The sequence below is a fragment of the Bartonella sp. CL25QHWL genome (assembly GCF_042195335.1).
Lineage (GTDB): Bacteria > Pseudomonadota > Alphaproteobacteria > Rhizobiales > Rhizobiaceae > Bartonella.
This window is the reverse complement of the sequence record NZ_JBHIOE010000002.1, coordinates 155,368-168,681: the sequence shown is the minus strand read 5'-3', so window position 1 is coordinate 168,681 and position 13,314 is coordinate 155,368. Positions and strand designations below refer to the sequence as shown.

Annotated in this window: 9 protein-coding genes; 4 read left to right on the top strand and 5 right to left on the bottom strand. The window is 37.9% G+C overall.

Annotated elements, in window-relative coordinates:
- Nucleotides 1–3: 3 nt before the first annotated feature.
- Nucleotides 4–2,229, bottom strand: coding sequence for a RelA/SpoT family protein (locus ACFILY_RS01910; RefSeq protein ID WP_375637391.1), 2,226 nt, complete (start codon nucleotides 2,227–2,229; stop codon nucleotides 4–6).
- Between the two features lie 128 nt (nucleotides 2,230–2,357).
- The gene (gene rpoZ, locus ACFILY_RS01905; protein ID WP_273791104.1) at nucleotides 2,358–2,756 is read right to left on the bottom strand and encodes a DNA-directed RNA polymerase subunit omega; all 399 of its coding nucleotides are present in this window, start codon (nucleotides 2,754–2,756) and stop codon (nucleotides 2,358–2,360) included.
- A gap of 568 nt (nucleotides 2,757–3,324) precedes the next feature.
- Here rpoZ and ACFILY_RS01900 point away from each other — a divergent pair.
- A complete protein-coding gene (locus ACFILY_RS01900) occupies nucleotides 3,325–3,993 on the top strand; it encodes a uracil-DNA glycosylase (protein WP_375637435.1) in 669 nt (222 codons plus the stop codon).
- A gap of 48 nt (nucleotides 3,994–4,041) precedes the next feature.
- On the opposite strand, the gene smpB is transcribed toward ACFILY_RS01900, so the two are convergent.
- Together smpB and dapA are read right to left on the bottom strand one after the other, a co-directional pair.
- Nucleotides 4,042–4,518: an SsrA-binding protein SmpB gene (gene smpB / locus ACFILY_RS01895; protein ID WP_012231306.1), complete on the bottom strand. Its 477-nt coding sequence runs from the start codon at nucleotides 4,516–4,518 to the stop codon at nucleotides 4,042–4,044.
- Between the two features lie 18 nt (nucleotides 4,519–4,536).
- Nucleotides 4,537–5,421, bottom strand: coding sequence for a 4-hydroxy-tetrahydrodipicolinate synthase (dapA, locus tag ACFILY_RS01890; RefSeq protein ID WP_273791105.1), 885 nt, complete (start codon nucleotides 5,419–5,421; stop codon nucleotides 4,537–4,539).
- Between the two features lie 250 nt (nucleotides 5,422–5,671).
- Here dapA and ACFILY_RS01885 point away from each other — a divergent pair, with 250 nt between their 5' ends.
- Nucleotides 5,672–7,762, top strand: a complete 2,091-nt coding sequence (locus tag ACFILY_RS01885; RefSeq protein ID WP_375637392.1) for a lytic transglycosylase domain-containing protein — start codon at nucleotides 5,672–5,674, stop codon at nucleotides 7,760–7,762.
- Nucleotides 7,763–8,802: 1,040 nt separating this feature from the next.
- On the opposite strand, the gene ACFILY_RS01880 is transcribed toward ACFILY_RS01885, so the two are convergent.
- Nucleotides 8,803–9,573 (bottom strand): energy transducer TonB, encoded by a 771-nt coding sequence (locus ACFILY_RS01880; RefSeq protein WP_273791122.1) that lies wholly within the window; start codon nucleotides 9,571–9,573, stop codon nucleotides 8,803–8,805.
- A gap of 244 nt (nucleotides 9,574–9,817) precedes the next feature.
- On the opposite strand from ACFILY_RS01880, the gene ACFILY_RS01875 reads away from it, so the two are divergent.
- Together ACFILY_RS01875 and ACFILY_RS01870 are read left to right on the top strand one after the other, a co-directional pair.
- A complete protein-coding gene (locus tag ACFILY_RS01875) occupies nucleotides 9,818–11,998 on the top strand; it encodes a TonB-dependent hemoglobin/transferrin/lactoferrin family receptor (protein ID WP_375630794.1) in 2,181 nt (726 codons plus the stop codon).
- Nucleotides 11,999–12,269: 271 nt separating this feature from the next.
- On the top strand, nucleotides 12,270–13,313 hold the full coding sequence (locus ACFILY_RS01870) for a hemin-degrading factor (protein ID WP_273791108.1): 1,044 nt from the start codon (nucleotides 12,270–12,272) through the stop codon (nucleotides 13,311–13,313).
- Nucleotide 13,314 lies beyond the last annotated feature (1 nt).

Below are 13,314 nucleotides of genomic sequence, written 5' to 3'. Positions count from 1 at the left end.
TTTTTATCCATGAACCCGCCGTACTGTACTTACTGAACCTGCCTTTTTTAATTGAGAAAAAATACGATTCAAATGTTTTAAATCCCACACTTCCAAATCAATCATAATTTCTGTAAAATCTGGTGCTGTACGGATAAAAGATAAATTTTGGATATTGGCATCGTTAGCAGAAATTATTTGTGTAATTTCAGCCAAAGAACCAGGACTATTTACAACCAAAATATTCATCCGTGCAGGAAAACGTTCATTCATTTGGGCATCAATATCCCAGCGAACATCAATCCATCGTTCTGGCTGATCATCATACGCCATCAAAGCTGAAGACTGTATTGGATAAATAACGATCCCAGCTCCTGGCTGCATAATACCAACAATCCGATCTCCAGGTACTGCTCCTTCCGGTGAAAAACGTACGGGTATATCTCCACGGGTTCCTCTAATAGGCAATGCTTTAGATTGATGATTCTCGACCTTTGCATTCTTTTCATTTTCTGGAACTTTAAAAATCATACCTTGAGCATTTTCAATATTAAACCAACCTTCTTCCCCAGGCCTAAAAGATGACTTTTGTACCACACGGTGATCTTGATAATCAGGATAAACCGCTTTAATCACATCAGCGGAAAACAGCTCTCCACGCCCAACAGCAGCCAATACATCCTCTACATCTTTACGTGCTAAACGTGGCAAAACTTTCTTCAAAAGGTCTTTTGAAAATTGCTTTCCCATATATTCAAATGAACGCTCGAGAATACGATATCCTAAACCCGAATATTGTTTACGTACCGCTGCACGACTTGCTCGTCGAATAGCTGAACGTGCTTTACCTGTGACAACAAGAAATTCCCATGCTGCTGGCGGAATTTGAGCGTGTGAGCGAATAATATCAACCTCATCACCATTTTTTAATTTGGTCATTAAAGGCATAATACGACCATTGATTTTTACACCCACACAAGAATCACCGATGTCTGTATGGACGGCATAAGCAAAATCAATAGGCGTAGCTCCTTTAGGAAAAGCAATTAATCGACCTTTCGGCGTAAAACAAAAAACTTGGTCTTGAAAAAGCTCAAGTTTTGTATGTTCTAAAAACTCTTCTGGATTATCTCCATCAGACAAAGATTGTATCGTTTGACGCAACCATGCATAGGCATTCGTTTCACTTGATAACTTCACAGTCGAATAATTGGAACCGCGCTCTTTATATATGGAATGAGCAGCAACCCCATATTCAGCAACTTCATCCATAGCAGCCGTTCTAATTTGCAACTCAACACGTTGTCTTGAAGGGCCAACAATTGTTGTATGAATAGAACGATAATCATTTTGCTTTGGTATAGAGATATAATCTTTGAAACGACCAGGAACCATTGGCCATGTCGTATGAATGACACCAAGAGCACGATAACAATCATTCACGGACTCAACAATCACACGAAATCCAAAAATATCCGATAATTGTTCAAAAGATAATGCTTTACTTTCCATTTTGCGAAAGACTGAATAAGATTTTTTCTGACGGCTTTTAACATCTGCTTTAATGCCATGCTCCAAAAAAAGTTTTGTCAATTCATTTTCAATTGTGGAAAGCAAATCACGGTTGTGTTTCAATAATTCAGAAAGTCGATTGGTAATCGTACGATAGCCTTCTGGATTTAAATAAAAGAAAGAGAGATCCTCTAATTCCTCACGCATATCCTGCATACCCATACGGCCTGCAAGTGGCGCATAGATATCCATCGTCTCTTCAGCAATTCGCCGACGTTTATCATCACGCATAACACCAAGGGTACGCATATTATGAAGACGGTCAGCAAGTTTGACTAAAAGAACACGAACATCATCAGAAATAGCAATAAGAAGTTTACGAAGATTTTCTGCCTGTACGGCTTTCTTTGATACAAGATCAAGCTTATTAAGCTTTGTAAGCCCTTCAACCAACTTCCCAATTTCAGAACCAAAAAGCTGATCAATTTCTGCTCGTGTAGCGCTTGTATCTTCAATTGTATCATGCAAAAGAGCAACAGCAATCGTTGCCTCGTCCAACCGCATATCTGTCAAAATAGCAGCAACTTCTAAAGGATGAGAAAAATAAAGATCACCTGACGCACGCTTTTGATGCGCATGCTTTTTCATTGCATAATCATAGGCCCTGTTTAAAAGAGCCTCATCTACGTCAGACTTGTAACGTTGAACACGTCCAACAAGCTCACACTGACGCATCATACGAGCATATCCTTTATCTTTTCACACCCCTAATCTTTATTGAACACGTCCTATTAATAAAAGACACGAAAAATAATTGCTCCTCACATGACAAAGTATCTTTACTCCTGTAACATAAATTGCTGCAATTAATAATCGTCACTTTTTTCTGGAACAACCAAACCTTCAATACCCGCTAAAAGCTCTTCTTCTGACATATGATCAAATGAAGTACCTTCTTCTTGCGATGACGTATTAAAAACACTTTCAGCTTCACCTGAATGGGTAATAAATTCACTTGCCATTTCTGGCTCATCTACTTCCACATGCTTTTGCAGCGAATGAATAAGGTCTTCCTTTAAATCAGCAGGCGACAATGTTTCTTCTGCTATTTCACGCAAAGCAACAACTGGATTTTTATCATTATCGCGATCAACCGTAATCTGCGCTCCTTGTGAAATCTGACGCGCCCGATGACCTGCTAAAAGTACCAACTCAAAGCGGTTGTCAACTTTATCAATACAATCTTCTACCGTTACGCGGGCCATTTATGCCTCTTTCTCAAATAAAAAAATTTAATAGCGGATAAAGGAGTATATACAATAATCAAAATAAAACACAAGAAAAACAACACAAACTTTTATATTTTTTGATTAAAGAACTTATTTAAGAAAATTCTTGGAAAATTTATAAAAATGTATAACCTATTCATGCTCGTTATCAAAGTTTCTCGTAAAAGCATTCCAATAGATTGACTTCAAACAAAGGACGGTCTTTCTTGATAAAATGTTTGTCTGGAGTATTCATCCTTTTAAAAGGAATACCAGCTATTTAAAATCCTTTGCAATAACGGCAGCCTTACGCATACTTTTTATGATAATATCTTTATCTAAAGAGAAAACTTTTTTTCTTTGAACATCATGTGTATTGCACTCTTATTCATCGAATAAATTACTGAAAGATGACCTCTTACACAATAATTAGCAATAAGTTTATATTAAACTTTCTTCTAAAAAAGTTTATTTATATTCATTATAGATTGTTTATCAAAACATAACCCGTCATATACGCTATAAAAGACTCAAAAAAATAGAAAAACGATTGATGCCTAACACCATGAATAGCCAATTAACATCACTTTGCCCAGAACCACCCCAAAATTGCAATTTATGTCCTAGGCTTCATCAATTTATCGCTGGCTGGCGTGTAAAAGAACCAAGTTGGTATAACGCACCGGTGCGCCCATTCTTTCCTCATAAAGGGCCCGACACAACACGCCTTCTTATTGTTGGGCTTGCTCCTGGATTGCGCGGAGCAAATCGAACTGGACGTCCATTTACTGGTGATTATGCTGGGCACTTACTTTATTCAACTTTAAAAAAGTTTGGTTTTGCCCAAGGAGCCTTTGAAGAAAGAGCAGACGATACTCTTGAACTTATTGATGCAGCAATCGTTAACTCTGTTCGTTGCGTTCCACCAGAAAATAAACCCACCGGTGCAGAAATTAACACGTGCCGCTATTTCTTCTCACCTCTTTTAACAAATCTTCCCAAACTTAAAGCCGTTATCACCTTAGGCACCATTGCGCACCATTCAACGATACGTGCCCTTAATGCAAAAGTTTTATCTCACCCTTTTGGACATGGTGAAATCAATAACATCGGCAGATTACGCATCTTTTCGAGCTATCACTGTTCTCGTTATAATACAAATACTGGGCGCTTGACAGACGCCATGTTTCACCAAATCTTTCAAGCAGCAAAAACATACTTAGATCAATGCTAAAACTGTTTTAAAAAGTGCTATAAATAAAGAATATCGAAATTGCATCCATCATCCATATCTTTTTAAAAGTCTTGCTTTTTCACGTCCCCAATCACGTTTTTTTTCCGTTTCGCGCTTATCATGAAGCTTTTTCCCCCGCGCTAGAGCGATCTCCAACTTAACGCGCCCTCGTTCATTAAAATAAAGTTTGAGAGGAACAAGTGTCATTCCTTCACGAGACGTTGCATTAAAAAAACGTGCCATCTCACGTTTTGAAAGTAATAATTTGCGCAAACGTCGTGGTTCATGATTAAAACGATTAGCCTGCGTATATTCAGGAATATAGCTGTTTACTAACCATAATTCCCCATTCTCAAAACTCGCATAGCTTTCAGCAATATTGGCATGATTAGAACGTAAGGACTTCACTTCCGCTCCCTGAAGGACAAGACCAGCCTCGAGATTATTAAGGATTTCAAAATTAAAACGTGCTTTACGATTGTCAGCAATTATTTTCCGTACGGGCGCGTTCTTTTTTTTATTCATGGCTTTGTCAATATCATTTTATGCTTTTAAAAGACCAGCATGACTGAGGGCTGCATCAATAATCTTCTTTGTTCTTTCTGTTAATGGAACAATAGGAGAACGCACAGTATCACCACAAAATCCTAATTTTGCAGCAGCATATTTAATACCTGCTGGACTAGGTTCAATAAACACAGCACGATTAAGAGGCATCAAGCGATCATTTAATTCTCGTGCTGTTTTATAATCACCACGAAAACAAGCTGCTTGAAGTTCTGCACAAAGCTTCGGAGCAACATTGGAGGAAACTGAAATACACCCCATACCTCCATGTGCATTAAAACCTAACGCCGTACAATCATCACCGGAAAGCTGCACAAAATCTTTTCCACACTTTTCACTTTGTTCACTAACGCGCTCAATTCTGCTCGTTGCATCCTTAACACCAATGATATTGTTAAAATCTTGATAAAGGTCTTTCATCGTTTCTACAGCCATATCGATAATAGAACGACCAGGAATATTATAAATTATAATCGGAATAGAAACAGCTTTGGCAATGGAAGAAAAATGCTTGTATAAACCAGATTGATTTGGTTTATTATAATAGGGAGTGACAACCAAAACTGCATCTGCACCCGCTTTTTGCGCGTATTGTGCAAGCTCTACAGCCTCGCTTGTGCTATTTGATCCCGCTCCAGCAACAACAGGAACACGCTTTGCAACCTGCTCAACACACAATTCTATAATCCGCTTATGTTCTTCATGACTTAACGTTGCTGATTCACCTGTTGTCCCAACAGGGCTTACACCGTTAATCCCTTGTGTGATCTGCCATTCAACAAAATCACAAAACGCCTTCTCATCAATTGCGCCCTTGTTATCAAACGGTGTGATAAGCGCAGTTATAGCTCCCTTGAGCATGATAAACTCCCTATAATGTTTGCTTTTATTTTTTTATAATCGCCTTTTATAAATTTTAAATAGAGCATAATCTTGCTCTATCATTGAAGCAAGATGAATTTCAAAAAAAGCCCTCATAAGATGAAAATGCCCCTCCTTAAATGTTGAACAGTTCTTTAAAATAAGCCGTCTATATTAACGCGTTTTTCACGCTTGTGTTCTATAAATCCTTAAGTTTTTACAAAAAGCAAGGTCTCAAGGTCTTTTCTCTATGCGTGTATTCTCCACCTCTCTTTTCGTATCAACCTTTACTGCACTTATACTGGCAATAAGAATTTTATTTTCAAGTGCATACGCGCAAACACCCCTTTTGCAAGGGAAAGCGCCAATCCCTTTGGTTCGCCCTACTCCCTTTACCACAAAAGAAGCTCAAGAGCCTCTTCAACAGATACACACGACATCACACAATACTGCTACACTTCAGCAACTGAAAGCTGGGCTAGATGCACTAGCAAACAACAATATTGCAAAAACAATAAATCTTCGTAATTCAATGGAAAAACATAGCCTTGATCGTCATATTTTGACATGGGCGCTGGGGGTATCAAACCAAGCGAATATACCAAGTTCTGAAATATTTAATGCAATCAACATGCTAAAAGGATGGCCAGGTATAGAAACGATGCAACGCAATGCTGAACGTGCTTTTCTTAACGAAACCAACGTTACACGCGCAATCATCCAAAAATTTTCTCATCACCCGCCCCAAACAGCACAAGGGATGGCTCTCTTCGCTAAAGCACTTATCGAAACCAGACAAACCACTCGTGCTCAACACATTATTGCTCCATGGTGGCATAAAACACAACTCAGTGCAAAAGAAGAAGTATTTGTTCTTAAAAATGCAAGCGCTGCATTAAAACCTATTGATCATTTGAAACGCATGCAGTTTATGCTGTATGCACATCGTTTTGATTCAGCAGCACGCGTTGCAAAATTAGCCCATGCTCAATCTCTTTTTAATGCTTTTGTGGCCGTTGAAAAAAATGATCCTAGAGCTACACAAAAATTAAAAGCTGTAGAGAGATCATGGCAAAAAGATCCTCTTTTTCAGTTTGCTCGAATACGCCATCTTCGACGAACAGAGCAATATGATGCGGCCGCAGCACTCATGATGAAAACATCAAACGATGCATTTCGCCTTATGAACCCTCATTCATTGTGGAAAGAACAACGCGCCCTTTCTCGTGAAATGCTCGATTTAAACAAACCAAAAATTGCTTATCAACTCGTTGCAACGCACACTGGTATAACATCTGCATTAGCCGTCGATGCTGAGTTTCATGCAGGATGGTATGCACTACGGTTTCTTCATAACCCTAAATTAGCAATGCAGCATTTTTCACGTATTCCTCAACTCTCTTCTTTACCTTTTTATGCATCACGTGGATATTACTGGATGGGACGAACAGCAGAAACGCTAAAAGAACATCAAAATGCCCAGCAATACTTTCATCGCGCTGCTCATTTTGGTGCAACTTACTATGGTCAATTAGCCGCTGAACGACTCAACCAAAAAAAGCTTAAAGTTTTCTTTCCCAAACCAACAACCGCTGAGCGACAACATTTTAGTGCACGAAAAGCGATCAAAGCAATTCAACGTCTTGAAGCAGCCGGCTATGCTGATTTTGCTAAAATTTTTTATAGAGAGCTCGGAAAAAGAATAGAAAGCCCCGGTGAATTAGCTCTTCTGGCTGTTATGGCAGAAAAAAATGGAGACTATTATACCAGCCTCAAAATTGGAAAAATGGCTGCTTTTCAGGGAAAAAATGTTGGTGCACTCTCTCATCCTCTGGGAGCTATACCAGCTTCTGCTAATATTTCTGTAGAAGAAAAATCGCTTATCTATGCCATTGCACGCCAAGAAAGCGAATTTAATCCAACAGCCATATCAAAAGCAGGTGCACAAGGTATACTCCAATTGCTTCCTACAACAGCAAAAGCACTGGCAAAAAAATACTCAATCGCATGGTCTCCTAAAAAATTTAGCAGTGATGCTCATTATAATGCAACATTAGGTGCCCATTTTCTCAATGAACAATTAGAACGTTTTAATGGATCCTATATACTAACTCTTATTGGCTATAATGCGGGTCCCCGTCGAGTCAATGAATGGATAAAACGTTATGGCGATCCTCGAGGACAATCTCTCGATAACGTCATTGATTGGATTGAACGTATTCCTTATACAGAAACACGTAATTACGTGATGCGTGTCATGGAAAATTATGGTGTCTACAAAGCAAGACTCACTGGGAAAATAGATATAAAAACCGACCTGCTTTCTGGTCGACGGAAATAATATGCCTTAACTTCCCAAATAGCATTTGAAAGCATTCATAAGAAGTGTTTTTATTCCTTTTTAAATAGTACCCACATACCAGCCTTCTTATGATGTATAAGCAAGTAATTTTAATTGATTCAGTATCAATAAATTCAAAATAAGAAAACCCTGCGCTATTCGGGTCTTTTATTCTAAATACAAAATGATGAATTATCATTATAAATCAACATGTCATACAAATAGTTCATTTCTTCTCAACATAAACGACAATATCATAGAGATTACAAATATAAGAGAAGAGTGAAACAAATAGCTCATCCTTTTACTGTTGCTTATTAGTCAATATTCAAATCTTGTGAAACAGCATATTTTAAAACTATTTTTTTCTGCTTATAACATTTCTATACCAAATAGAGAGTAGGTTGTTATATATATCGTTTGGATTATCTCTGATAACAGAAAGACAGACTCATTGAGTTAGAAAGCCTTAAAGACAAACAATTTTCTTCTGCCCCTTCCCTTTCATTCGGTTTTACGACTTTTAAATATGTCAATATCTTTTAATGATGAAGATGAAGCTTTGCTTTTTGTTTTTCTCATTTTTACATATAAGTTCACATCCTTCACACAAAAACAGAGCATCCCAAAATAGTATGTTTTTCTTATTGATATTCTTGTTTTATTTTAATGTTTCTAAGTCTATTTCACAACGGTGTATCTGGAAAGTACTTACGAAAATCCTCTCACGAACGGTATAAAAATCGATTAGACACGATTAACCTTTACTTAATTACTTAATAAAAGCTATAGCTCTATCATCCCATAACTCCCAATGTTGCAACAACCCTTTCATTTAGAGTATTCATAAGAAGTATATTCGCTGCTTTTTAGAAGTTTTTATTCATGCTCCCCCCCTCAACTTATATCATAAGTAAGCGAATGGTTTTGATTAATTCAACGTCAAAAAAATTAGAACAAACTATATTTTAACTTTCATTAAAATTATAAACAATCATTATAAATCAATATATTATAAGAAAAGCGCCCCGCATAAGAAATCAGCTAAATATTAGGGATACTCTGATTGTTTTATTCACTTTTGATGGTGGTGGTGGTGGAAAAGAACCAATGCGTTGAAGTGCCGCCATCGCTAATCGATCAAGTTCCGGATCACCAGCAGAGACTGCTACACGACTAGAAAAAATACTCCCCTGCTCATGTACCATAAATTCTAACTTCACCGTTCCTTTTGTATGACTGGTACGCTGTCCCACAATATAATTTTTTTGCCTTTCTAATTGTGACTGTACCTTTGCTAACCACTCCATTAACAACATATCTTCAGTCCCTGCTGTACCACCGCCCTTATTGGTGGAAGAAGAACGTACCGCCTTTGTATTGGAGCGCTTTACTACAGCCTTTGGCATCGGTATTGTTTTTTTGATAAACGCTTTATGCTCCACTTTTTGAGGAAGGGGGTCTTCTAAAGACTTTAAGTCATCCTGTTTTACTATATGCTGAGGTTCTTGCGATTGAACTTCATCCACGGATTGCAATCCTTCTAACTCCTGCTCTAGGAGATCAGACTGTAATACTTCTGGCTCTGTATTAATATCCGACTCTGTATGAATATCTGGCAAGTCTGTATCAACATCCGGATATACAGTTTCTTGCGCAAAAGTCAGCATAATCTCCGACGAGAGCAAGCCATTACTTACACCAATACTTTGAAAATAAAACTGCGCTCCCAATAATACATGCAAAAAGAAAGCTCCAACAAATGCACCAATCCAAAGAGTTAATAATTGCTTCGTATTTGCAAAATTCATCGTTTTTTCTGCCACTATTTTAAGCTTAATATTGGTGTTCAATCTCATTAAAACAGGCTATTTTGAAATTGCAACTTTTTTCTTGACTGATTTTGTCATGTTTAATATGGTTTTCCAGTGATTTTGTGTTGTTTTCAAAATCATTTCTACTTGGCTGGCAAGTTTTAATCAGCGGGTCCAGCCTTTTTGTATGTAAATAAAATTTCAAAACAGAGAGGGGACGTTAAAAGGGTTGTGATGTGTTATGCAAATAAGACGAAAAAATATCTATAAAAGCTGTGTGATTTTAAGTGCATTATCGGTCTGTATACCTTCATTTGTTTTCGCACGAAGTAATGATGGAGCTTCTGTCACTGAACTCAAACCAATTGTTATTGAAGAGAAAAAAATAGGGACGGCCTTGGATTCGGTCACTATTTTGACGAGTCGAAAAACCGCGAAAGATATTCGTGAAAAACAAATAACTGATGCCTATGATATTAATCGCCTTGATCCATCCGTATCCTATAACCCAGGGAATAACAGTTTTGTCATTCGTGGTTTAGAGGCAAGCCGTATTCTTACAACGATGGATGGTATCGTTCTTCCATGGTTGGACGATATATTCCGCGGAAATAGTGGTAACACAACGTTTGATTTTGGTGCACTTTCCACACTTGATATTATTCAAGGATCGGATTCTAGCCTTTATGGATCTGGTGCGCTAGGAGGAATTGTTGCTTTGCGTACCCTTGATCCTGAAGATCTTATCACAGAAGGAAAAAATTGGGGTGGTCTTATAAAAGGTGGTTATCATTCTGTTGATAATAGTTGGCACGTAGATCAAGCTGTTGCAATGCGTGCTCAACAAACGTTTTTGCTTTTCCAGGGTTCTTATGCGGAAGGTCATGAGCGCAAAAATATGGGAACCTTAGAGGGCTATGGAGAGCGCACACGTAAAAACCCTGCTCATTTTGATCAAAATAATTTGCTCTTTAAAATTCACCAATACCTTGATGATAATCACCGACTTGGTTTTACCGCCGAGCGTTTTGGTCACACCATTGATACACATTCATTGAATGCTTCTGAGAGATATTATGCCCCTAGTTCTGTTTATGATAAGGACGACAAACTCCGTGAACGCCTTTCTCTTTCTTATGACTATAATGGCAATGAAGATGCACTTTTTGATGCATTTCGTGGGCAGATTTATTGGCAAAGACAGTCAAATCGTCATATTCTGACCGGATTTCGTGTTAGGGCCCCCAAAGGGGATTTTTTGAGAGATAATTTTTTGCGTAATACTAATTATGGTATCAATGCTAACGCTCTCAAGAAAGTTCATATTGGCACTGTAGATCATACGTTAAAGATTGCCACTAATGTTTTATCATCTAAATTTCATCATTATTTGTTAGGGAAAGATAATTGTCATTTGGCGGAAAATGCACGGGGCTGTCTCTTTGTACCCGCTAATCGGTCAGATTCACCAGATGCGAATGGCTATAATTTGGGTTTTGTTTTCGAAGATGAAATTGGCTTTGCTGATAACCATTTCCGTATAACACCTGGAGTTCGTTATGATTGGTTTAAATATATCCCTCAAAAAACGTCCTCTTATGAGAAAGCTCTGATTTCTGACAAATTTCCTCCAGAAAGAAATGGTTCACGTTTTTCTCCCAAATTACGTATGGAGCTGGATGTTCGTAATCAAGTAACACTTTATGCTCAATGGGCGCAAGCTTTTCGTGCACCACGTATTCCAGAACTTTATGTCTCTTATATAAAACCCTCTGCTTATTATGTGAAGGGAAACCCTGATCTTAAAGCAGAAACAAGCAATGGATATGATGTTGGTATAAGGTATGGAAATGGAAATTTCGGCGGTTCAGTCAGTGCCTTTTTTAATCAATACAAGGACTTTATAGATACTATAGATAAAGGGCCATCAGAGGAATTCAAATTTGCGCGTCGCCATTACATAAATCGTGCGAATGTGCGTATTTATGGTGCTGAAGCCAAAATACATTTGGCTCTTAATGGTGGATTCCATAGCAATTTTGCTCTTGCCTATTCGCAAGGAAAAGATCTTGATAAAGATGAATATCTTAACTCAATTCCAGCTTTAAAAGCGATTGTTGGGATCGGATATGCAAAAGAAATCTGGGGAGCAGACGTTGTTCTTACCTCATCTGCCAAACGCGATAAAGTTGCTAAGGAATCGGACTATCAAAAAATTCCAGGTTATAATATTATTGATGTGTCAGGTTGGTTGAAGCCATTTGGTGAAAAGGGTCCTGTTATAAGGGCTGGTGTTTATAATCTGTTCAATCAAAAATATTGGAATGTATCAGATCTTCCTTCCGGTGAAAGCTCAACGCCGAAGGATTATTATACTCAGCCTGGTCGCAACTTTAAAGTTTCGTTCGTGCAAAAATTTTAGTTACTTTTGTTAACCATTAGATCAATTAAAAAGGTTAGATCGATAAAGAATAAGTCATTGTGTTTCTGTTCTTCTTGTTCTCTAAACAACAGATTTTGAGGTTTACGCTTTAGCTTTTTGCAATTTATCGGTTTTTATTGTTCTACTGTTAATAAAAAAAGGGCTTATTTGGTAGTAGGTTGAACCATTAGTTGATAGTGGTTCGACTTACTGTCTTTGAGTTGAAAAATTAAACAATTAACCCTCAAACAGGTAACATAAGGATAAGCCCATGTCATACACAGCCGAAATGATTATTCGCTTGCGTGAAGAAAAAAAAGAGATGCGTAACCGCGATTTCGCGGACTCTATTGGTATATCTGAAGCAGAACTCATTGCGGCTTATTGTACAATTGGAAAAGCAAAAAAACTACGCGCTGATGTCGCTACTCTCTTGGAAAATGCTCCTAAACTTGGCACAGTTATGGCATTGACACGGAATGATAATGCTGTCCATGAAATAACAGGATGTTTTGAGAAAATTGTTCAAAGCCAGCATATCCCGATAACACTCGGTGAAATTGACTTGCGTGTTTTTTCAAAAAAATGGAAGTTTGGTTTCGAGCATGATGTGATTATTCTCGGAACACCTATGAAAAGTTTGCAATTCTTTGATCAATATGGCATTGCCATTTTCAAACTCTATTCTAAAGACGCAACAAATATGGAAGAATGGGCTGCACTTGTTGAAAAGTTGCTTCATGACGATCAATCACCTGTACTTGATATTTCTCCCGTTCTTACTCCAGTACAATGTGATACGACAAAGCTGGATGTTGAAAAGTTCCGAGATCGTTGGCGCCAGATGACTGATGTGCATCAACTTCATGAGATTATTTCTGAACTGAAAATTAATCGACATGATGCTGTAAAACATGTCGGAAATGAGTTTGCCGATGAGTTAAAAATAGAAGCTGTTGAAATGATGCTCAGACAAGTTGCACAACAAGAGTTACCAATTATGTGTTTTGTTGGTAATAAAGGATGTATTCAAATTTTCACTGGGCAAGTAAAGAACATTAAGCAAATGGGACCTTGGCTTAATGTTCTCGATCAGAAATTTCACCTCCATTTACTCGTTTCTGGATTTTATAAGGTATGGCGTGTTCGCAAGCCTACGATTGATGGGTATGTCAGCTCACTTGAAGTTTTCGATAAAGCTGATGAGATGGTTATTCAATTCTTTGGCGTACGCAAGGAGGGACAAAAAGAACGTGACGATTGGCGCTCTTTATTGAATAGTTTGCCATCATGCCAAGAAAACAGCAGTAACTAAG

Coding starts and splice junctions, on each gene's coding strand:
- ACFILY_RS01885 (WP_375637392.1), top strand. CDS start 5,672: ATGCGTGTATTCTCCACCTCTCTTTTCGTATCAACCTTTACTGCACTT.
- smpB (WP_012231306.1), bottom strand. CDS start 4,518: ATGAATAAAAAAAAGAACGCGCCCGTACGGAAAATAATTGCTGACAAT.
- dapA (WP_273791105.1), bottom strand. CDS start 5,421: ATGCTCAAGGGAGCTATAACTGCGCTTATCACACCGTTTGATAACAAG.
- ACFILY_RS01880 (WP_273791122.1), bottom strand. CDS start 9,573: ATGAATTTTGCAAATACGAAGCAATTATTAACTCTTTGGATTGGTGCA.
- ACFILY_RS01910 (WP_375637391.1), bottom strand. CDS start 2,229: ATGATGCGTCAGTGTGAGCTTGTTGGACGTGTTCAACGTTACAAGTCT.
- rpoZ (WP_273791104.1), bottom strand. CDS start 2,756: ATGGCCCGCGTAACGGTAGAAGATTGTATTGATAAAGTTGACAACCGC.
- ACFILY_RS01870 (WP_273791108.1), top strand. CDS start 12,270: ATGTCATACACAGCCGAAATGATTATTCGCTTGCGTGAAGAAAAAAAA.
- ACFILY_RS01875 (WP_375630794.1), top strand. CDS start 9,818: ATGCAAATAAGACGAAAAAATATCTATAAAAGCTGTGTGATTTTAAGT.
- ACFILY_RS01900 (WP_375637435.1), top strand. CDS start 3,325: ATGAATAGCCAATTAACATCACTTTGCCCAGAACCACCCCAAAATTGC.